20 protein-coding genes are annotated in these 19,078 nt (G+C 68.8%); 17 read left to right on the top strand and 3 right to left on the bottom strand.

Annotated elements, in window-relative coordinates:
• The first annotated feature begins 86 nt into the window (after positions 1–86).
• The 3 genes from AC1RAA_RS05820 to AC1RAA_RS05810 all read left to right on the top strand — a co-directional run bounded on the left by AC1RAA_RS05820 (position 87) and on the right by AC1RAA_RS05810 (position 3,385).
• Positions 87–815: a response regulator transcription factor gene (locus tag AC1RAA_RS05820; protein WP_492727078.1), complete on the top strand. Its 729-nt coding sequence runs from the start codon at positions 87–89 to the stop codon at positions 813–815.
• Between the two features lie 79 nt (positions 816–894).
• The gene (locus AC1RAA_RS05815) at positions 895–2,370 is read left to right on the top strand and encodes a sensor histidine kinase (protein WP_492728335.1); all 1,476 of its coding nucleotides are present in this window, start codon (positions 895–897) and stop codon (positions 2,368–2,370) included.
• A gap of 91 nt (positions 2,371–2,461) precedes the next feature.
• The gene (locus AC1RAA_RS05810) at positions 2,462–3,385 is read left to right on the top strand and encodes a crotonase/enoyl-CoA hydratase family protein (protein ID WP_369629010.1); all 924 of its coding nucleotides are present in this window, start codon (positions 2,462–2,464) and stop codon (positions 3,383–3,385) included.
• 22 nt (positions 3,386–3,407) lie between these two features.
• Here the strand turns inward: AC1RAA_RS05810 and AC1RAA_RS05805 are convergent, their stop codons facing one another.
• The 3 genes from AC1RAA_RS05805 to AC1RAA_RS05795 form a co-directional block, all read right to left on the bottom strand.
• Positions 3,408–4,319, bottom strand: a complete 912-nt coding sequence (locus tag AC1RAA_RS05805) for a transglutaminase family protein (protein WP_492727075.1) — start codon at positions 4,317–4,319, stop codon at positions 3,408–3,410.
• Between the two features lie 60 nt (positions 4,320–4,379).
• Positions 4,380–6,188, bottom strand: coding sequence for an FAD-dependent 5-carboxymethylaminomethyl-2-thiouridine(34) oxidoreductase MnmC1 (mnmC1, locus tag AC1RAA_RS05800; protein WP_492727073.1), 1,809 nt, complete (start codon positions 6,186–6,188; stop codon positions 4,380–4,382).
• A 169-nt stretch (positions 6,189–6,357) separates the two neighbouring features.
• The gene (locus AC1RAA_RS05795) at positions 6,358–6,633 is read right to left on the bottom strand and encodes an oxidative damage protection protein (protein ID WP_013541095.1); all 276 of its coding nucleotides are present in this window, start codon (positions 6,631–6,633) and stop codon (positions 6,358–6,360) included.
• A 138-nt stretch (positions 6,634–6,771) separates the two neighbouring features.
• Here AC1RAA_RS05795 and AC1RAA_RS05790 point away from each other — a divergent pair, with 138 nt between their 5' ends.
• The 14 genes from AC1RAA_RS05790 (at position 6,772) to AC1RAA_RS05725 (ending at position 19,036) form a co-directional block, all read left to right on the top strand.
• Positions 6,772–7,821, top strand: a complete 1,050-nt coding sequence (locus AC1RAA_RS05790) for a sulfate ABC transporter substrate-binding protein (protein ID WP_095948675.1) — start codon at positions 6,772–6,774, stop codon at positions 7,819–7,821.
• Positions 7,822–7,920: 99 nt separating this feature from the next.
• On the top strand, positions 7,921–8,505 hold the full coding sequence (ssuE, locus tag AC1RAA_RS05785; protein WP_070060842.1) for an NADPH-dependent FMN reductase: 585 nt from the start codon (positions 7,921–7,923) through the stop codon (positions 8,503–8,505).
• Positions 8,506–8,627: 122 nt separating this feature from the next.
• Positions 8,628–9,665, top strand: a complete 1,038-nt coding sequence (locus tag AC1RAA_RS05780; protein ID WP_492727071.1) for a sulfonate ABC transporter substrate-binding protein — start codon at positions 8,628–8,630, stop codon at positions 9,663–9,665.
• 23 nt (positions 9,666–9,688) lie between these two features.
• The gene (locus AC1RAA_RS05775; protein WP_492676899.1) at positions 9,689–10,648 is read left to right on the top strand and encodes a sulfonate ABC transporter substrate-binding protein; all 960 of its coding nucleotides are present in this window, start codon (positions 9,689–9,691) and stop codon (positions 10,646–10,648) included.
• Between the two features lie 152 nt (positions 10,649–10,800).
• Positions 10,801–11,970: an FMNH2-dependent alkanesulfonate monooxygenase gene (gene ssuD / locus AC1RAA_RS05770; RefSeq protein ID WP_492727069.1), complete on the top strand. Its 1,170-nt coding sequence runs from the start codon at positions 10,801–10,803 to the stop codon at positions 11,968–11,970.
• Positions 11,971–11,978: 8 nt separating this feature from the next.
• Positions 11,979–12,839, top strand: a complete 861-nt coding sequence (gene ssuC, locus AC1RAA_RS05765; RefSeq protein WP_492727066.1) for an aliphatic sulfonate ABC transporter permease SsuC — start codon at positions 11,979–11,981, stop codon at positions 12,837–12,839.
• A gap of 11 nt (positions 12,840–12,850) precedes the next feature.
• A complete protein-coding gene (locus AC1RAA_RS05760) occupies positions 12,851–13,810 on the top strand; it encodes an aliphatic sulfonate ABC transporter substrate-binding protein (protein ID WP_492727064.1) in 960 nt (319 codons plus the stop codon).
• A gap of 4 nt (positions 13,811–13,814) precedes the next feature.
• The gene (locus AC1RAA_RS05755) at positions 13,815–14,645 is read left to right on the top strand and encodes an ATP-binding cassette domain-containing protein (protein WP_492727061.1); all 831 of its coding nucleotides are present in this window, start codon (positions 13,815–13,817) and stop codon (positions 14,643–14,645) included.
• 36 nt (positions 14,646–14,681) lie between these two features.
• Positions 14,682–15,971 (top strand): O-acetylhomoserine aminocarboxypropyltransferase/cysteine synthase family protein, encoded by a 1,290-nt coding sequence (locus AC1RAA_RS05750; RefSeq protein WP_492727058.1) that lies wholly within the window; start codon positions 14,682–14,684, stop codon positions 15,969–15,971.
• A 16-nt stretch (positions 15,972–15,987) separates the two neighbouring features.
• Positions 15,988–16,584 carry a malonic semialdehyde reductase gene (locus tag AC1RAA_RS05745; RefSeq protein ID WP_492727054.1) on the top strand — a complete coding sequence of 199 codons (597 nt, stop codon included), beginning with the start codon at positions 15,988–15,990 and terminating at the stop codon, positions 16,582–16,584.
• A gap of 52 nt (positions 16,585–16,636) precedes the next feature.
• Positions 16,637–16,852 carry a TOBE domain-containing protein gene (locus AC1RAA_RS05740; RefSeq protein ID WP_007829250.1) on the top strand — a complete coding sequence of 72 codons (216 nt, stop codon included), beginning with the start codon at positions 16,637–16,639 and terminating at the stop codon, positions 16,850–16,852.
• A gap of 470 nt (positions 16,853–17,322) precedes the next feature.
• Positions 17,323–17,805: a rhodanese-like domain-containing protein gene (locus AC1RAA_RS05735; RefSeq protein WP_139704307.1), complete on the top strand. Its 483-nt coding sequence runs from the start codon at positions 17,323–17,325 to the stop codon at positions 17,803–17,805.
• 44 nt (positions 17,806–17,849) lie between these two features.
• Entirely contained in the window at positions 17,850–18,770 is a 921-nt protein-coding gene (gene epsC, locus AC1RAA_RS05730) for a serine O-acetyltransferase EpsC (protein WP_062470029.1), read from the top strand.
• Positions 18,767–19,036 carry a helix-turn-helix domain-containing protein gene (locus tag AC1RAA_RS05725; RefSeq protein WP_062470032.1) on the top strand — a complete coding sequence of 90 codons (270 nt, stop codon included), beginning with the start codon at positions 18,767–18,769 and terminating at the stop codon, positions 19,034–19,036. The genes epsC and AC1RAA_RS05725 overlap by 4 nt, the downstream gene beginning before the upstream one ends.
• Positions 19,037–19,078: the final 42 nt, after the last annotated feature.

Below are 19,078 nucleotides of genomic sequence, written 5' to 3'. Positions count from 1 at the left end.
TTGGGCGCACCCCCTCGCCGATTCATCACGCAAAGTTCAAAGATTCGTGATAACTCCGAGGGGCGTCTCGCGGGACAATCGCGGCCATGGACACCGCCAAACGCGTGCTGATCGTCGAGGACGACGCCCACATTGCCGAGCTGCTGCGCATGCACCTGCGCGACGAGGGCTACGCGGTCGAGCACGCCGCCGACGGCAACGCCGGCCTGCGCGCGCTGGAGCGCGGCCAGTGGGATGCGCTGGTGCTCGACCTCATGCTGCCCGGCATCGACGGCCTCGAGATCTGCCGTCGCGCCCGCGCCATGGCGCGCTACACGCCCATCATCATCGTGAGCGCGCGCTCGAGCGAAGTGCACCGCATCCTCGGGCTGGAGCTGGGCGCCGACGACTACCTGGCCAAGCCCTTCTCGGTGCTGGAGCTGGTGGCGCGTGTGAAGGCGCTGCTGCGGCGCACCGACGCGCTGGCGCGCAATGCTCGCCTCGATTCGGGCAGCCTCACGCTGGGCAACCTCGACATCGAGCCGCTGGCGCGCGAGGTGCGCGTCGACGGCAAGCCGATCGAGCTCACGCCGCGCGAGTTCGACCTGCTGTACTTCTTCGCGCGCCACCCCGGCAAGGTGTTCTCGCGGCTCGACCTGCTCAACCAGGTCTGGGGCTACCAGCACGACGGCTACGAGCACACGGTCAACACGCACATCAACCGGCTGCGCACCAAGGTCGAGGCCGACCCGGCCGCGCCGCGGCGCATCCTCACGGTGTGGGGGCGCGGCTACAAGCTCGCGGCGGACGATGCTGCACCGAAGGGCGACGTATGAGCGCCGCGCCGGGCCGCCCCAAGCAAGCTCGCTCTCGCCTGGCGGGAAGGCGCGAAGCGCCAAGGGTGCTTCAATGACGATGGCTTGGGCCACGCTGTCGCGGCGCCTGTCGATCGCCTTCGCGGTGCTGCTGCTGGCCTGCTGCGGCGCCTCGGCGTGGCTGCAGATGCGCGCGGGCGCGCAGCACGCGCAAGAGGTGACGCAGCGGCTGTCGCTGGGGCTCGCGGCCCACATCGCACAGAACACCGAACTCATGAAACCCGGCGGCCTCGACCCGGTGGCGGTGAAAGACCTGTTCGACAAGCTCATGACCGTCAACCCCAGCGTCGAGGTCTACGTGCTGGGGCCTGACGGCCGCATCGAGGCCCAGGCCGCGCCGCCCGGGCATCTCAAGCGCGACAAGGTGGCGCTCGGCCCCATCCGCCGGCTGCTGGCCGGCGAGCGCCTGCCCATCGCGGGCGACGACCCGCGCAGCCCCGACGGCGCCAAGGTCTTCAGCGCCGCGCCGCTGCGCATGGGCGGGCGCGATGCCGGCTACGTGTACGTGGTGCTGCAAGGCGAAGACCACGACGCACTGGCCGCCAACCTCTCGACCGACACCGTGCTGCGCGCCACGCTGTGGTCGATGGCGCTGGTGGCGCTGCTGGGGCTCATCGCCGGGCTGGTGGCGTTCCGGCTCATCACGCGGCCGCTGCGCGAGCTGACGGCGGCGGTGCGGCGCTTCGAGGCCGAGGGCATCGCGGCGCTGGAGCGCGAGGTGCCCATGCCCGCGCCGGCGCGCCACGCCGACGACGAGATCGCGCAGCTGCAGCAGGCCTTTGCGCAGATGACGCGCCGCATCGCCGAGCAGTGGCGCGAACTGAGCCTGCAGGACCGCCAGCGTCGCGAGCTCTTCGCCAACATCTCGCACGACCTGCGCACGCCGCTCACCTCGCTGCACGGCTACCTCGAGACGCTGCTGCTCAAGGCCGGCACGCTCAGCGAGGAAGAGCGCCGCCGCTACCTGGAGATCGCGCTCGGCCAGAGCCGCAAGGTGGGCCGGCTCGCGCAGGAGGTGTTCGAGCTGGCACGGCTCGAGTACGGCGTGGTCAAGCCCGAGAAAGAGAACTTCGCGCTCGCCGACCTCGTGCAGGACGTGTTCCAGAAGTTCGAACTCGCGGCCGAGGCGCGGCGCCAGCAGCTCAAGCCCGACATCGCGCCGAACCTGCCCGTGGTGTCGGCCGACCTCGGCATGATCGAGCGCGTGCTGACCAACCTGCTGGACAACGCCATCCGTCACACACCGGCCGGCGGCGAGATCGAGGTGCGCCTGCGCCCGTCCGACGCCGGCGTGGCGGTGCAGGTGAGCGACACCGGGCCCGGCATTCCGGGCGAGCTGCAGAAGGGGCTGTTCACGCGGCCGGCCTTTGCCGATGGCGGTGCGCGCGGCGGCGGGCTGGGGCTGATGATCGTGCAGCGCATCCTGCAGCTGCACGGCAGCGACATCCGGCTCGTACCGCAGCCGGGCAAGGGCGCGGTGTTCCTGTTCCGGCTCGGGGGTGCAACGGGGCGTTGAGCCCGGCGGTCGGCGGGTTTGCCAGCGGGCGGCGGGCGATGCTACAAGCGAAGCGGCATCACCCCCCAAGAACAGAAGGAGACCACCGACCATGCCCGCTTTCGAGACCGTCCTGATCGACAAGGACCCGCAGCACCCGCGCATCGCGCGCCTCGTGCTCAACCGCCCCGAGAAGCTCAACGCCATCGGCGACAGCACGCCGACCGACATCCGCCGCGCGGTCGAATGGGCCGAGGCCGACGACGAGGTGCATGTGATCGTGGTCGAGGGCGCGGGCCGCGCCTTCTGCGCCGGCTACGACCTGGGCGACTACGCCGAAGGCCAAGGCCGCGAAGGCCAGGGCGACCATCCCTGCCGGCAGGAGAAAACGCCGTGGGACCCGATGCTCGACTACGCCGCCATGAAGCGCAACACCGAGGACTTCATGTCGCTGTGGCGCTGCCGCAAGCCGACCATCGCCAAGGTGCACGGCTACGCGGTGGCCGGCGGCTCCGACATCGCGCTGTGCTGCGACCTGCTCACCATGGCCGACGACGCGCGCATCGGTTACATGCCCACGCGCGTGTGGGGCTGCCCGACCACCGCGATGTGGACCTACCGCCTCGGCGCATTGCGCGCCAAGCAGCTCATGTTCACCGGCGACACCATCACCGGCACGCAGGCGGCCGACTGGGGCCTGGCCAACTTCGCGGTGCCCGCGGCGCAGCTCGACGAGGCCACGCTGGCGCTCGCGCAGCGCATCGCGGGCGTGCCCAGTTCGCACCTCATGATGCACAAGATGGTCGTCAACCAGGTCTGGCATTCGATGGGGCTGGAGCAGACCCAGATGTTCGCCACCGTGTTCGACGGCATCACGCGCCACAACCCCGAAGGCATGTGGTTCCGCCGCCAGGCAGAGGCCGAAGGCTTCAAGAGCGCGGTGCAGTGGCGCGACAGCGGCCGGCCGATTCCTGAAGGCGACGAGGCGAGGGCGCGCATCGCCGAGCTCGAAGCGAAGCTGGCTGCGCGCGGCTGAGCAAGGCTGATCGCGCGGTGGCTCAGCCGCCCTTGCGCCGCTTCACCACCACCGTGGCCTCGAGGCCTTCGTAGGCCTCGGCGTCGCCGTACCAGCTGCCCGAGATGGGCGCCGCCAGCGCGGGGTCGCGCGCCACGCCCACGCGGATCAGCTGGCCGCTGCCCATGAGGTTGTTGGTCGGGTCGAAGGCCAGCCAGCCCGCGCCGGGCAGGTAGGCCTGCAGCCAGGCGTGCGTGCTGCCGGCGCCGGTGACCGATTCGCCGGGCGCCTGCCTGGTGGCGTCGTTGTCGAGCGACGCGTCGTAGAGATAGCCCGAGACAAAACGCGTCGCGATGCCGAGACGGCGCGTGGCTTCCATCATCAGCAGCGCGTAGTCGCGGCAGCTGCCGCTGCCCAGCGCCAGCGTCTCCAGCGGCGTCTGCGTGCCTTCCTCGTCGCGCGCCTTGTATTCGAAGCTCTGGCCGATGTGCGCGTTCATGCGCGTGAGCACGTCGCGCGTGCTGTTGGGCTGGTCGGTGTGCAGGAACTGGTGCGCCCAGCGGATCAGCGTGCCGTTGGCGTCGTCGTTGTGGTGCGGGCGCAGGTAGTGCTCCAGGTCCAGGCGCTCCTGCACCGAATAGGCAAAGGGCAGGAACTCGGCCGACGGGTCGAGCGTGAGCAGGTCGCGCTGCGACGGCGGCACGTGCTCGATGGTGAAGGAGCAGACGATGCGCAGCTCGGTCGCTTCGCCCAGCGGCTGCACCAGCGCGACGGAGTTCGAGTACGGGTCTTGAATGAGCCGCGTGAGGGCCTGCGGGCTCACCTGCAGGTCGGTGGCGAGCACCCGCAGGTCGTGGCTGTCGCGCGGACGGAACATCACGCGGTGCAAGCCGAAGGTCACCGGCTTGTTGTAGCGGTAGACGGTGGTGTGGGTGATGTCGTACTGGATGGCCATGGCGCGCATTGTGCGGCGCGCGCGTGGCGCCGGGGAGCCGGGAAGCCCGTACGGGCCGATTCAGTCCGATCCGGGCCAGAGCCGCTGCGTGCCCAGCGCCTTGGCGAGCGTCGCGGGCAAGGGCAGCGGTTCGCCATGCCACTGCGCCGCCAGCAGCTCGGCGCACAGGGTGGCAAAGCTCAGGCCGCGCGAGCCCAGCGCGGTGCAGGCCCACAGGCCCTCGTCGGCCCCCGGGGCCAGCGGGCCGACCAGCGGCCGGCGGTCGCCCGAGGCGCAGCGCACGCCGACCCAGGCGTGGGTGTCTCCGCGTTCGAAGGCGGGCGCCAGCGCCGCGGCGGCACTGGGGTGCAGGCGCGCGAGCCGTTCGCGGTTGGCGAGGCTGTCTGCGTCGGTGGGGGCGAGGTCGGTGCTGTCGCGGTCGAAGGTGGCGCCGATCAGCCACAGCGGCTGCGGCGTCTGGCCGTCGGGTACGCCGGCGATCAGGTGGCCGTCGCCGTTGATGGGGGTGACGGGCAGGGCGGCGGGGTCCGCGCGGCCCCAGGCGACCTGGCCGCGCACGGGTTGCAGTGGCAGATCGGGTGCGAAGTGATGCGATTCGAAGCCTGCGGCCACGACGACGCGGTCGGCTTCGGCGAGCAAAGTGCCGGCGTCGTCGAACAGCTGCCATCCGGCGCCTGTGCGTGCGAGGCGCGCCACGTGGCAGTTGCCCCGGAATTCGATGCCCGGTCGGCCCAGCCACGCGGAGATCAGCCGGTGCGGCCGCACCCAGGCCGCGCGTGCATGCCAGAGCGCCGGCGTGTCGGGCGGCAGGCCGGCTGCTGCGAGTTGGTCGGGCTGTGCGGGCCAGGATTCGTTCGGTCCCTCCGCGCTCCAGCCGGGCGGCACGCGCACGTCGCCGTCGGGGCGGCGTTCGAGCGAGCCGTGTGCGCCCCAGTCGCGGCCGGCGTCGAGCCGCAGTGCCAGTTCGGCCCATGTCGCGCGGATGCCGGCGCGTGTGAGCCGCGACAGCAAGGCGTCGTCGGACGACACATGCGGCGCCAGCAGCCCGACCGGCAGGCCTGACGCGCCGGAGGCCGGCATGTCGGCCGCATCGAGCGCCGTAACCCGCCAACCGCGCCGCGCGAGGCTGGCCGCGACCGCCGCACCCGCGAGCCCGGCGCCGATCACCGCGCAGTGGCCGGGCGCGTCGACGCCTTCGCGCACCGGCTGGCGGCGCCGCACGGTCCAGGCGGGCGCGAACGTGCCACGCAGGCTGCGGGGGCCCGGGTCGAGCTGGAAGCCGTTCTGCGCCAGCGCATGGCGCACCCCGTCGTCGTCGGTGCGGGCCGCAAGGCCGGTGCCCTGGCGGGCGAAGCGCGACACCGCCTTGAGCGTATCGGGCAAGGTCATCGCCGGGCCGAAACCGTCGAGGAAGAGGCTGTCGGCCTCGAAGCGCTGGGCGCGCAGCATCGGCTGCAGCTCGCCCACGCACAGCGTGAGCAGCACGCGGCCGTCGTCGAAGGCCAGCCGGTGAAAGCCCGGCAGCAGCCCGGTCCACTGGCGGACCAGCTCCTCGGCGAGCGGTGCGAGCGCCGGGTCGGCTTCAGACGCGCGCAGCAGATCGCCGACCGGCGCCGGATGGGCGTCGACCGCGACGTAGTGCAGCAGGTGCGGCCGGTGCGGGTCGGCGCGCCAGGCCTGCCAGGTTGTCAGGAAATGAAGGCCCGGCCCGAAGCCGGTTTCGAGAATCCGCCATTGCAGACGCCCGGACCAGGCGGCGGGCAGGCCGCAGCCGTCCAAAAACACACGGCGCGAAAGCGCCGAGGTGTCGTTGTCGAGGGGGGAGGTGTCGCCGGAGCGCGCACCGAGCGGGGTGCCGTCGGCGGCCAAGACGGACTCAGAAGGTGTGAATGAATCCGGCGTGGCCGAGCAGCCCGCTCAGGCGCGTCCCCTCAAGGCGCAAAGCGCAGCCATAGCTCGGGCTATGGCGAGCATTTGCAACGCAGAGGGGGCGTGTCTGGGCGGGATGAGCGGGCATGGCGGGTTCGTTCACACCTTCTCAAGCTGCAGGAGGGGGAACGTAGCCTTGCGCCACGTCGGCGCCTTCGCCGAAGAAGTGCTTTTCCATCTGGCGCGCCAAGTACTGGCGGGCGCGCAGGTCGGCCAGGTTCAGCCGGTTTTCATTGACCAGCATGGTCTGTTGCTTGAGCCAGGCGGCCCAGGCTTCCTTGCTGACGTTTTCCCACAGGCGCTTGCCCAGGTCGCCGGGGTACGGCGGAAAGTCGAGTCCTTCGGCCTCTTTGCCGAGCTTGATGCACTGAACCATGCGTGCCATTTGATTGCCTCTTGTGGGGGAAAGCGGTTGCTTAGTTGATTTGGCTATTAAGAACTGAAAACTTGGTCGTTCCAGTTCCTATATGTCGTATTCAGAATACGTGGCTTCATTGATATGCCTTTTTAAGAGCAAGACACCATGAGCCTTCGCCGCGACTTTATCAAGCTTTCCCTGGGTGCCGGCGTGGCCGGTGCCTTGGCCCTGTCGGCATTGCCGTCGTTTTCGCAGGGTGCGGCGGGTGCCAAGGGCCCCGTGACGCTGCTGAACGTGTCGTACGACCCGACCCGCGAGCTGTACGTGGACTACAACCAGGCCTTCGCCAAGTACTGGAAGGCCAAGACCGGCCAGGACGTGAGCGTCAAGCAGTCGCACGGCGGCTCGGGCAAGCAGGCGCGCTCGATCATCGACGGCATCGACTCCGACGTGGCCACGCTGGCGCTGGGCGGCGACATCGACGCGCTGGCCACGCATGGCGGCCTCGTCAAGGCCGACTGGCAAAAGCGCCTGCCGCACAACTCCGCCCCCTACACCTCGACCATCGTGTTCCTGGTGAAGAAGGGCAACCCCAAGGGCCTGAAGGACTGGGACGACCTGGTCAAGCCCGGCGTGCAGGTGATCACGCCCAACCCCAAGACCTCGGGCGGCGCCCGCTGGAACTACCTGGCCGCCTGGGAATTCGCCAAGCGCAAGTACGGCGGTGAAGCGAAGGCCAAGGAATTCGTCGGCAACCTGTACAAGAACGTGCCCGTGCTCGACACCGGCGCGCGCGGCTCGACCATCACCTTCGTGCAGCGCGGCGTGGGCGATGTGCTGCTGGCCTGGGAAAACGAAGCCTTCCTGGCGCTGAAGGAATTCGGCCCCGAGAAGTTCGAGATCGTCGTGCCGTCCATCTCCATCCTGGCCGAGCCCAGCGTGGCGGTGGTCGACAAGGTGGTCGACAAGAAGGGCACGCGCGCCGTGGCCGAGGAGTACCTGAAGTACCTGTACTCCGACGAAGGCCAGGACATCGCCGGCCGCAACTTCTACCGCCCGACCTCGGATAAGGCCAAGGCCAAGTACGACAAGCAGTTCCCCAAGCTCACGCTGGTGACCATCGACCAGGCCTTCGGTGGCTGGGCGAAGGCCGACAAGGAGCATTTCGCCGACGGCGGCTCCTTCGACCAGATTTACGCGCCCAAGCAGAAGTAAGCGCAGCTGTTCCGGAATCGATCGCTGGTGGCACCCCGTGGGAGGGCGCCGGGGATCGCTTCGCCCTGAATTTCTCCTGAAGCCCAACGAAAGTTTCTCGTGTCCGTTCTCCTGATTGCTGGCAGCCCCTCGGCCCCGTCCCGCTCCACCGCCTTGCTCGACGCGGTGGGCGAGCGGCTGGCCCAACGCCATGCGCGCATCGAGCGGCTCGCGATCCGCGACCTGCCGGCGCAGGCGCTGCTGCTGGCCGAGTGGGCGCATCCGGCCATCGAGCGTGCCATTGCCCAGGTGGCGGCGGCCCGTGTGATCGTGGTGGCCACGCCGGTCTACAAGGCGGCCTACAGCGGCGTGCTGAAGGTCTTTCTCGACCTGCTCTCGCAGAACGCACTCAAGGGCAAGACGGTGCTGCCACTGGCCACCGGCGGCAGCCCGCACCACATGCTCGCACTCGACTACGCACTGCGCCCCGTGCTGCAGTCGCTGTCGGCGCGCCACATCCTGCCGGGCGTCTACGCGAGCGATTCGCAGATCGCGCTGACGCCCGAGAACGCCTACCAGGTGCACCACGACCTGGCGGAGCGTCTGAACGAGGCCGTCGAGGTGCTCGCGACCGAAGGCCTGAAGCTGCCGGCCACGCACGGCTTCGAGCCGGTTCCTTTCTCCCGTGTGCGATGTAGCGTTTGACGACCGGGTTCGCTGCTGAACCCGGCCCCCGCCAGACCTTTTTCCGTTCCCCGTTTTTTGAAGCCGCCTGCGCGCGGCCGGGGGATCGCTTTGCCTCACGTTTTTGCACCAAGGAATTCCGCATGAACCCCGTCGCTCCCGAAGACTCCGTGTTCGAAGTCGCGCCGCGCTCCTTCTGGCAGGCGCTGCGCGACCTGGCCATCAGCGCCATCGTCGTCACCGCCATCGCGCTCATCGTGAGCTTCATCTCCGCCGCTTCGGCACACGCCCAGACGCAGACGAAGGCCAAGAGCGAGCTGCGCATCGGCTACCAGAAGTCGGCCAGCCTGTTCGTGCTGCAGAAGGCGCAGGGCACGCTCGAGAAGAAGCTCTCGCCGCTGGGCTTCGGCGTGAAGTGGGTCGAGTTCCCGGCCGGCCCGCAGCTGCTCGAAGGGCTGAACGTGGGTGCGGTCGACGTGGGCTACGTCGGCGAGGCGCCGCCCATCTTCGCGCAGGCCGCAGGGGCCAAGTTCGTCTACTTCGGCTACGACCCGGCCGCGCCGCGCGCCGAGGCCATCCTGGTCACCAAGGATTCGCCCATTCGCTCCGTGGCCGACCTCAAGGGCAAGAAGGTCGCGCTTAACAAGGGCAGCAACGTGCACTACCTGCTCGTGAAGCAGCTCGAGAAGAACGGCCTGAAGCTCTCCGACATCCAGCCCGTGTACCTCGCGCCCGCCGATGGCCGCGCCGCTTTCGAGAGCAAGAACGTCGACGCCTGGGTGATCTGGGACCCGTTCCAGGCCGCCGCCGAGAAAGCCACCGGCGCCCGCGTGCTGGCCGATGGCGCGCCGGACGTGGTCAACAACTACCAGTACTACCTCGGCGAGCGCGGCTTCGTGAAGAAGCACCCGCAGGTGATCGACGCGCTGTTCGCCGATTCGGTCGAGCAGGGCATCTGGCTCAAGAAGAACCTGCGCCAGGCCGCCGAGCTGATCGCGCCGCTGCAGGGCCTGCCGGTGGACGTGGTCGAGCTGGCGCTGCGCCGCTACGAGTTCAACGTGAAGCCGATCACCGCGGCCGTCGCGGCCGACCAGCAACAGATCGCCGACACCTTCTACGCGCTGAAGCTCATTCCCAAGCCCATCAAGGTCAGCGACGCGGTCGTCACGGCCCAGCCCTGAACAGATTCGAAGGACCCCATTCCATGACCCGCATTGCCATTCCCCGCCGCCGCCTGCTCCAGGGCGCGGCCGCCGCCCTCGCGCTGCCATCGTCGTTCGCCGCCCTGGCGCAGAGCCCCGCGCGCCAGTTGCGCATCGGCCACCAGAAGGGCTACCTGAGCGTGCTCAAGGCCCGCGGCACGCTCGAGAAGCGGCTCGCGCCGCTGGGCGCCACCGTGAAGTGGACCGAGTTCACGGCCGGCCCGGTGCAGCTCGAGGCGCTGAACGTCGGCTCGATCGACTTCGGCGACGTGGGCGAAGCGCCGCCCATCTTCGCCCAGGCCGCCGGCGCGCCGCTGGCCTACGTGGGCGCCACGGTGCCGCGCCCGAAGACCGAGGCGGTGCTGGTGCCCAAGGGCTCGGCCATCCAGACCGTGGCCGACCTCAAGGGCAAGAAGATCGCGCTCAACAAGGGCTCGAACGTCCACTACTTCATCGTCAAGCTGTTCGAGAAGCATGGCCTGGCGTACAGCGACCTGAACCTGGTCTACCTGCCGCCGGCCGATGCGCGCGCCGCCTTCGAAAAGGGCTCGGTCGACGCCTGGGTGATCTGGGACCCGTTCCTGGCCGCCGCGCAGCAGTCGCTCGACGCGCGCATCCTGGCCGACGCCGTGGGCGTGGTCGGCAACCGCGCCTACTACTTCTCGTCGCTCGACTACGTGGCGAAGAACGCCGACGTGCTGGCCGTTGCGATCGAAGAGGTCAACAAGATCGACCAGTGGGGCGCCGCCCACCGCAACGAACTGGCGACCGAGCTGTCGGCCATCTGGGGCCTGCCCAAGGCCGTGGCCGACCTGTCGCAGGGCCGCACCGCCTACGGCACGGGCCCGATCACCAAGGCCATCCTGGCCGAGCAGCAGCAGATCGCCGACACCTTCTTCGCGCTCAAGCTGATCCCCAGAAAGATCAACGTGCTCGAAGCCGCCGGCGCGGGGATCGCGTGATGACCGCCGTGTTGTCGACTGCGCTGCACGAACGCGCCGGCCAGGTGCTGGCCATCACGGCGCGCGCCTGGGGTGTCGTGTCCGCGGCGCGCCGCCTTCCTTTTCTTCTTGCCGTCTGAACGGGCAAGCTAACGAACGATCGAGAGTTTTCGATGCAGATCTTCTGGTTCCTCCCCACGCACGGCGACAGCCGTTACCTTGGCACGAGCGAAGGCGCGCGCGCCGTCGATCTGCCGTACCTGCAACAGATCGCCGGCGCGGCCGACCACCTCGGCTATGAAGGCGTGCTGATTCCCACCGGCCGCTCCTGCGAAGACCCGTGGGTGATCGCGTCCAGCCTGATCGGCGCGACGAAGAAGCTCAAGTTTCTGGTGGCGGTGCGCCCCGGCCTGCACCAGCCCAGCCTGGCCGCGCGCATGGCCGCGACCTTCGACCGGCTCTCGGGCGGGCGCCTGCTCGTGAACCTCGTCACCGGCGGCGACCAGGCCGAGCTGGAAGGCGACGGCGTGTACCTCGACCATGCGGCGCGCTACGAGCAGTCGGCCGAGTTCATCCGCATCTGGCGCGAGATCATCGCGCGCAGCCACGAGACCGGCACCTACGACTACGAAGGCAAGCACCTGAGCGTGAAGGGCGCGCGGCTGCTGTTCCCGCCGGTGCAAAAGCCCTATCCGCCCGTGTGGTTCGGCGGCTCTTCTGCGGCGGCGCATGACCTCGCGGCCGAGCAGGTCGATGCCTACCTGAGCTGGGGCGAGCCGCCCGCGGAGGTGTCGAAAAAGATCGCCGACGTGCGCGCCCGCGCCGAACGCCAGGGCCGCAGCGTGCAGTTCGGCATCCGTCTGCACGTGATCGTGCGCGAGACCGAAGACGCGGCCTGGAAGGCCGCTGAAGAACTCATCAGCCGCGTCGACGACGAGACCGTCGCGCGCGCCCAGGCCGCCTTTGCGCGCATGGATTCCGAGGGCCAGCGCCGCATGGCCGCGCTGCATGCCGGCGGTGCCAAGCGCGGGCGCGCCGACCTGGAGATTGCGCCCAACCTGTGGGCCGGCGTGGGCCTGGTGCGCGGCGGTGCGGGCACGGCGCTGGTCGGCGACGCCAAGACCGTGGCAGCGCGCATCGAGGAGTACGCCGCACTGGGCATCGACAAGTTCATCTTCTCGGGCTACCCGCACCTCGAAGAGGCCTACCGCTTCGCCGAGCTGGTGTTCCCGCTGCTCTCGCGCAAGGCGAAGACGCAACTCGCGGGCGGCTCGCTGAGTGGCCCCTTCGGCGAAGTCGTCGCCAACCTCGACGCGCCCTCGCGCCTCGTCTCCCAAAGCTGAGGACACGCATGACCGAACAAGTACAGGAACTGCCGGCGGTGGCGCCGGCATCGACCGCCGCAGGCGATGCAGGCAGCGCGCTGCGAGGCTTCGGCCTCAATGTCGCGAAGCGGCTCATCCCGTGGCTGGTGCCCGTGGGGCTGATCGTCGTCTGGCAGATCGCCTCCTCGCTGGGCTGGCTCTCGACGCGCGTGCTGCCGGCGCCGCTCGACGTGGTCAAGGCCGCGTGGTCGCTCACCGTGTCCGGCGAGCTCTGGACGCACGTGAAGGTGAGTGCGGGCCGCGCGCTCGCGGGGCTGGCCATCGGCGGCGGCGCGGGGTTGGCGCTGGGCCTGCTCACGGGCTCGGTGAAGTTCTTCGAGACGCTGCTCGACTCCACCATCCAGATGGTGCGCAACATCCCGGCGCTGGCGCTGATTCCGCTGGTGATCCTGTGGTTCGGCATCGACGAATCGGCCAAGCTCTTCCTGATCTCGGTGTCGGTGTTCTTCCCGATCTACCTGAACACCTTCCACGGCATCCGCAACGTCGACCCGCAGCTCATCGAGATGGGGCGCACCTACGGCCTGTCGCGCTGGCAGCTGTACCGCGAGGTGATCCTGCCGGGCGCGCTGTCGTCGATCCTGGTGGGGCTGCGTTTCTCGCTGGGCCTGATGTGGGTGATCCTCATCGTGGCCGAGACCATCTCGGCGCAGGCCGGCATCGGCTACCTCACGATGAACGCCCGCGAGTTCCTGCAGACCGACATCGTGCTGGTGGGCATCCTGCTGTACGCGCTGCTCGGCAAGCTGGCCGACCTGTTCGCACGCGGCCTGGAGCAGTGGTGGCTGCGCTGGCACCCGGGCTACCAGAAGAAGCCGGCGAAGTGAGGGCAGGGCACATGAACCAAATCATCAATCGCCGTACCGCCATTGCGACGCTGGGTGCGCTCAGCGCAGGTGCCGTGCTGGCACAGCAGCAACGGCCCGCTACCGTGCGCTTCGGCTACCAGAAATCATCCACGCTGATCGCATTGTTGAAGGTGCAGGGCACGCTCGAGAAGCAGCTCGCGCCGCTCAATGTTTCGCTGAGCTGGCACGAGTTCACCAGCGGCCTGCCGCTGCTCGAGGCGCTGAACCTCGACAACCTGGACATCAGCGCCGACGTCGCCGACACCGTGCCCGTGTTCGCACAAGCGGCCGGCGCCGACCTGACCTTTCTGGCGCAGGAAGCGCCGTCGCCCGCCGCGCAGGCCATCGTCGTGCGTGACGAGTCGCCGCTCAAGACCGTGGCCGATCTCAAGGGCAGGAAGGTCGGGTTTGCGAAAGCGGCCGGCGCGCACTACCTGCTGATCGCCGCGCTCGAAAAGGCCGGCCTGTCGTTCAAGGACATCGAGCCCGCCTACCTCACACCGGCCGACGGCCGCGCCGCCTTCGAGAAGGGCGCCATCGACGCCTGGGTCGTGTGGGACCCGTTCCTGGCCGCGGCTCAGCGCCAGTCGAAGGTGCGCATCCTGGCCGACGGCACGGGCATCGCGTCGTACCAGCGCTACTACCTGGCAAGCACCAAGTTCGCGAAGGCGCGGCCCGACGTGCTGCGCGTGGTCTACGCCGAACTCGAGAAGACCGGCAAGTGGGTCAAGCAGCACCCGAAGGAAGCCGCGGCCTTGCTCGCGCCCGTGTGGGGGCTCGACGCCCCGACCATCGAGCAGGCCAACAGCCGCCGCAGCTACGCGGTGCGGCCGGTGGTGGCCGGCGGGCTGGCCGAGCAGCAGCGCATCGCCGATGCCTTCTTCGCCGAGAAGCTGCTGCCCAGAAAAATCGATGCGCTGAAGGTGGCGCTGTTCAACCCCGGGGCCTGAACTCATGAGTGCCGTTCTCAAAGACATCCAACCCCAAGCCATCGCCGGTGGCGTGCGCCTCGAGGCGCGCGGCCTGCACAAGCGTTATGGCGCGCGCGAGGTGCTGCGCAACACGCAGCTGACCATCGAGCCGGGCCAGTTCATCGCCATCGTCGGGCGCAGCGGCTGCGGCAAGAGCACGCTGCTGCGGCTCATCGCAGGCCTCGAAGAAGCCACTTCCGGTGGCCTGTACACCGACGGCAAGGCCGTGAGCGGCCTGCACGACGACACGCGCATCATGTTCCAGGAGGCGCGCCTCCTGCCCTGGCGCCGCGTGCTCGACAACGTGACGCTGGGCCTGCCCAACGATGCCAAGGCGCGCGGCAAGGAAGTGCTCGCGCAGGTCGGCCTGGCCGATCGCGAGAACGAATGGCCGGCGCGCCTGTCGGGCGGGCAGCGCCAGCGCGTGGCTTTGGCCCGTGCGCTGGTGCACCACCCGCGCCTGCTGCTGCTCGACGAGCCGCTGGGCGCGCTCGACGCGCTCACGCGCATCGAGATGCACCGCCTCATCGAGAACCTGTGGCAGCGCCACCGCTTCACCGCGCTGCTGGTGACGCACGACGTGCAGGAAGCCGTGGCCCTGGCCGACCGCGTGATCCTCATCGAGGACGGCCGCATCGCGCTCGACGAGAACATCGCGCTGGCCCGCCCGCGCTCGCAGGGCGACCCCGCCTTTGCCGCGATCGAAAAACGAATCCTCGACCGGGTGCTGCAGAAGTCCGAAGAGACCGATGTGGAAAGCACCGATGCCCGCTGGCTCACGCCCCAGGCCCACGCCCTGCGCTGGGCGATCTGAGTCGTTTCATCCATTCCCCCTTTGAAAGGCAGTCGCATGTCGCAGAACTGGAAATTCGAAACCCTGTCGGTCCACGCCGGCTACTCGCCCGACCCGACCACCCGCGCGGTCGCGCCGCCGATCTACCAGACCGTCGCCTACGCCTTCGACAGCGCGCAGCACGGCGCCGACCTGTTCGACCTGAAGGTGCCGGGCAACATCTACACCCGCATCAACAACCCGACGCAGGACGTGCTGGAACAGCGCGTGGCCGCGCTCGAAGGCGGCATTGCGGCGCTGGCGCTGGCCTCGGGCCAGGCGGCCGTGACCTACGCGATCCAGACCATCGCCGAGGCCGGTGACAACATCATCAGCAGCACGGCGCTCTACGGCGGCACATACAACCTGTTCGCCCACACGTTGCCGCAGTTCGGCATCACCACACGCTTCGCGGACCACCGCGACCCGAGCAGTTTCGAAAAGCTGTTCGACGAGCGCACCAAGGCGGTGTTCGTCGAGTCACTGGGCAACCCGGCGGGCAACGTGACCGACATCGCGGCCATCGCCGAGATCGCGCACCGCCACGGCGTACCGCTCATCGTCGACAACACCGTGCCCTCGCCGTACCTGAGCCGGCCCATCGAGCACGGCGCCGACATCGTGGTGCACTCGCTCACCAAGTACCTGGGCGGCCACGGCACCAGCATCGGTGGTGCCATCGTCGATTCGGGCAAGTTCCCGTGGGCCGAGCACAAGCAGCGCTTCAAGCGCCTGAACGAACCCGACGTGAGCTACCACGGCGTGGTCTACACCGAGGCGCTGGGCCCGGCCGCCTACATCGGCCGTGCGCGCGTGGTGCCGCTGCGCAACACGGGCGCGGCCATCTCGCCGTTCAACGCCTTCCTGATCCTGCAGGGCATCGAGACGCTGGCGCTGCGCATGGACCGCATCAGCAGCAACGCGCTGGCGGTGGCGCAGCACCTGAAGCAGAGCAAGGCCGTCAACTGGGTGAACTACGCCGCGCTCGAAGACCATGCCGACTACCCGCTGGCGAAGAAGTACTTCGGCGGCAAGTCCAGCGGCGTGCTGACCTTCGGCATCGGCGCGGGTCGCGAGGGTGGGGCGAAGTTCCTCGACGCGCTGAAGCTCTTCACCCGCCTCGTGAACATCGGCGACGTGCGCTCGCTGGCCACGCACCCCGCATCGACCACGCACCGGCAGCTGTCGCCTGAAGAACTGGCCCGGGCCGGCGTCACGGAAGACACCGTGCGCCTGTCGGTGGGCATCGAGCACATCGACGACCTGATCGCCGACCTCGACCAGGCTCTGGCCGCCGCATCGAACTGACACAGCGTTCCAAGAAATGACCAAATTGCAAGCCATTCCTGACGCCGCGCTGGACCAGCTGTTTCGCAAGGCGCGCACGGTGCATGCCTTCAAGCCGGTGCCCGTGACCGACGCGCTGATCCACCAGCTCTACGACCTCGTGAAGTGGGGCCCGACCGCCTACAACGCCCAGCCCGCGCGCTACGTGTTCGTGCGCAGCGAGGAGGCCAAGGCCAAGCTGAAGCCGGCCGTGTCGTCGGGCAACACCGCGCAGACGCTGCAGGCCGGCGTGACGGTGATCGTGGCGCACGACACGCGCTTCTACGAGCACCTGCCCACGCAGTTCCCGGCCTACGACGCCAAGCCCTTCTTCGAGAAGAGCGCCGACGCCGCGCAGGCCACGGCCTTCCGCAACAGCAGCCTGCAGGGCGCCTACCTGATCCTGGCGGCGCGCGCGCTCGGGCTCGACGCGGGGCCGCAGTCGGGCTTCAACGCCGACCTGGTCGACAAGGCCTTCTTCCCCGACGGCCGCTATCGCGCGAACTTCCTCGTCAACCTCGGCGTGGCCGACCACGCCGGCACTTTCGAACGCGGACCCCGGCTGGCGTTCGACGACGTGGCCGAGATCGTCTGAGCGCCGACCGTTTTCACTCACAACCCCTGTCAACCCTGAAAGAGAAATCACCATGTCCATCCAAGCCATCAACGTCCGCAACCAGTTCAAGGGCAAGGTCCGCGAGATCATCCGCGGCGACGTCGTCTCCGAAGTCGATGTCGAAACCGCCTGGGGCATCGTCACCTCCGTCATCACCACGCGCTCGGTCGACGAGCTGCAGCTGAAGGTGGGTTCCGACGTGGTCGCACTCGTGAAGTCGACCGAAGTTTCGATCGCCAAGCTCTGACGGACCCTCGGGCTTTGCGATTCCCCGGTGCTGTTTTGGTGCCGGGGTTTTTCGTTTCAGCGCTGCTGGTTCGGGGCGTGTGCGCAGGCCACCGGGTACTTCCCTCCGCGAATGTCCTCCGGCCTGCGGCCTCCCCCTTGATTTCGCTGCGGGAAGCACCCGGTGTCCTGCGCACGGGACGCGGCGGTGGTGTGCAGTCGATCAACCACCGCACTGAACACGCTCACGTCGATGGGGTGCCTTGCGCAGCGAAATCAAGGGGGAGGGCGAAGCCCGGAGGACATTCGCGGAGCAAGGTACCCCGTCGGCGTGAGCGCGCCCTGAAGCACCCAGACCCAGCACCCCATAGATCACAAGGTTGTTAAGAATCGACTTTTGAGTCGTTTGACCTTGGCCTTCGCACTTCTACAGTGGTGGTTATCGCCATCAAGGAAGATGGAATGACCAACGTACAACAGGAGCCGAACCGCATGTCCGTGGAAGTTGAAGATGTCATCGCCTTGCCGCCCGCCCTCGAACAGGCGCGCGCGCAAGCCATCGAAAAGAACTGGCCCTACGCCGGCGGCGTGACGCCCCCGGTGGCCTGGCAGCTGGTGCAGGACGGCCAGGCCCTGCTCGTGGACGTGCGCTCCGGCGAAGAACGCAAATTCGTCGGCCACGTGCCCGACAGCCTGCACGTGGCCTGGGCCACGGGCACCGCGCTCACCCGCAACCCGCGCTTCGTGCGCGAGCTCGAGGCCAAGCTGGCCAAGGACGGCGGCAAGGAGGCCGTGGTGCTGCTGCTGTGCCGCAGCGGCAAGCGCTCCGCGCTGGCGGCCGAAGCCGCTGCCAAGGCCGGCTTCACGCAGGTGTTTAACGTGCTCGAAGGCTTCGAGGGCGAGATCGATGCGCGGCAGCACCGGGGCGGGTCCGACGGCTGGCGCTTCCATGGCCTGCCGTGGGTGCAGGACTGAACCCCGAACCCACACAGACAGAAACACACGGGAGGAAAAAACACATGGCTCAATTCGAAGTGAGTGACATCGTGCGCGCCCTGCACGAGGTGCGCGACGAGTGGCGCGATTCGCAGCGCCGTTCGCGCGAGCCTGGTGCGCGCGAGTTTCCGTCGCGCGATGCGCTGGCGCAGATCGTCGAGTCGCTCAAGGGCGCGCTCTTTCCGATGCGGCTGGGTCCGCCGGACCTGCGCCACGAGAGCGAGGATTTCTACGTGGGCCACACGCTCGACGCTGCCCTGCAGGCGCTGCTGGTGCAGGCCCGGCTCGAGCTGAACTTCAACGCACGGCTGGCACCGCGCCCCGCGAGCGAGATCGACGCTGCAGCCACCGAAGCCGTGCGCCAGTTCGCGAACGCGCTGCCGGGCCTGCGCCGGCTGCTCGACAGCGACGTGCTCGCGGCCTACCAGGGCGACCCGGCCGCGCGCAGCGTCGACGAGGTGTTGCTGTGCTATCCGGGCGTGCTCGCGATGATCCATCACCGCCTCGCGCACCGGCTCTACGAGCTCGGCCTGCCGCTGCTCGCGCGCATCGTCGCCGAGCTGGCGCATGCGCAGACCGGCATCGACATCCACCCGGGCGCGACGATCGACGCGGGCTTCTTCATGGACCACGGCACCGGCGTCGTGATCGGCGAGACGGCCGTCATCGGCAAGCGCGTGCGGCTGTACCAGGCCGTCACGCTCGGCGCCAAGCGCTTTCCCACCGACGCCGAAGGCAACCTGCAGAAGGGCCTGCCGCGCCACCCGGTGGTGGAGGACGACGTGGTCATCTACGCGGGCGCCACCATCCTGGGCCGCGTCACGCTCGGCAAGGGCGCGGTCATCGGCGGCAACGTGTGGATCACCGACGACGTGAAGCCCGGCGCCAGCGTCACGCAGGCCAGCCTGCAGAACAACAGCGCACCGAAGGCGGGCAGCGTATGAAGGCCTTTGTCGAAGACTTCGGCGTCACCGTGCGCCAGCTGCGCGAAGGGCAGGGCTGGTCGCAGGAAGAGCTGGCCGAGCGTTCCGATCTGAACCGCTCGTACGTGGGCGAGATCGAGCGCGGGCGCGTGATCCCGTCGATCGTCACGGCGCAGAAGCTGGCCACCGCGCTGGGCATCAACATCGTCAACCTGCTCGCGCGTTGCGAGCAACTGGAGCAGTCGCGCCTTGCACGGCGGATCAACTTGGCGGCTATAGCCTGTTGAGGGGAAACCCGTGGTCGCCAGACACTGGCGATCACTTTTTCC

Source organism: Variovorax sp. GW823-FHT04F07, from assembly GCF_058795995.1.
This window is presented reverse-complemented; position numbering and strand designations above follow the sequence as displayed.

Excerpts from the sequence above, each read along its gene's own strand:
- AC1RAA_RS05790 (WP_095948675.1), top strand. The coding sequence starts at position 6,772 with ATGAGCCTTCGCCGCGACTTTATCAAGCTTTCCCTGGGTGCCGGCGTG.
- AC1RAA_RS05760 (WP_492727064.1), top strand. The coding sequence starts at position 12,851 with ATGAACCAAATCATCAATCGCCGTACCGCCATTGCGACGCTGGGTGCG.
- AC1RAA_RS05735 (WP_139704307.1), top strand. The coding sequence starts at position 17,323 with ATGTCCGTGGAAGTTGAAGATGTCATCGCCTTGCCGCCCGCCCTCGAA.
- AC1RAA_RS05810 (WP_369629010.1), top strand. The coding sequence starts at position 2,462 with ATGCCCGCTTTCGAGACCGTCCTGATCGACAAGGACCCGCAGCACCCG.
- AC1RAA_RS05755 (WP_492727061.1), top strand. The coding sequence starts at position 13,815 with ATGAGTGCCGTTCTCAAAGACATCCAACCCCAAGCCATCGCCGGTGGC.
- AC1RAA_RS05740 (WP_007829250.1), top strand. The coding sequence starts at position 16,637 with ATGTCCATCCAAGCCATCAACGTCCGCAACCAGTTCAAGGGCAAGGTC.
- ssuD (WP_492727069.1), top strand. The coding sequence starts at position 10,801 with ATGCAGATCTTCTGGTTCCTCCCCACGCACGGCGACAGCCGTTACCTT.
- AC1RAA_RS05780 (WP_492727071.1), top strand. The coding sequence starts at position 8,628 with ATGAACCCCGTCGCTCCCGAAGACTCCGTGTTCGAAGTCGCGCCGCGC.
- AC1RAA_RS05795 (WP_013541095.1), bottom strand. The coding sequence starts at position 6,633 with ATGGCACGCATGGTTCAGTGCATCAAGCTCGGCAAAGAGGCCGAAGGA.
- AC1RAA_RS05775 (WP_492676899.1), top strand. The coding sequence starts at position 9,689 with ATGACCCGCATTGCCATTCCCCGCCGCCGCCTGCTCCAGGGCGCGGCC.
- AC1RAA_RS05750 (WP_492727058.1), top strand. The coding sequence starts at position 14,682 with ATGTCGCAGAACTGGAAATTCGAAACCCTGTCGGTCCACGCCGGCTAC.
- AC1RAA_RS05820 (WP_492727078.1), top strand. The coding sequence starts at position 87 with ATGGACACCGCCAAACGCGTGCTGATCGTCGAGGACGACGCCCACATT.
- AC1RAA_RS05725 (WP_062470032.1), top strand. The coding sequence starts at position 18,767 with ATGAAGGCCTTTGTCGAAGACTTCGGCGTCACCGTGCGCCAGCTGCGC.
- AC1RAA_RS05745 (WP_492727054.1), top strand. The coding sequence starts at position 15,988 with ATGACCAAATTGCAAGCCATTCCTGACGCCGCGCTGGACCAGCTGTTT.
- AC1RAA_RS05805 (WP_492727075.1), bottom strand. The coding sequence starts at position 4,319 with ATGGCCATCCAGTACGACATCACCCACACCACCGTCTACCGCTACAAC.
- ssuC (WP_492727066.1), top strand. The coding sequence starts at position 11,979 with ATGACCGAACAAGTACAGGAACTGCCGGCGGTGGCGCCGGCATCGACC.
- epsC (WP_062470029.1), top strand. The coding sequence starts at position 17,850 with ATGGCTCAATTCGAAGTGAGTGACATCGTGCGCGCCCTGCACGAGGTG.
- AC1RAA_RS05815 (WP_492728335.1), top strand. The coding sequence starts at position 895 with ATGGCTTGGGCCACGCTGTCGCGGCGCCTGTCGATCGCCTTCGCGGTG.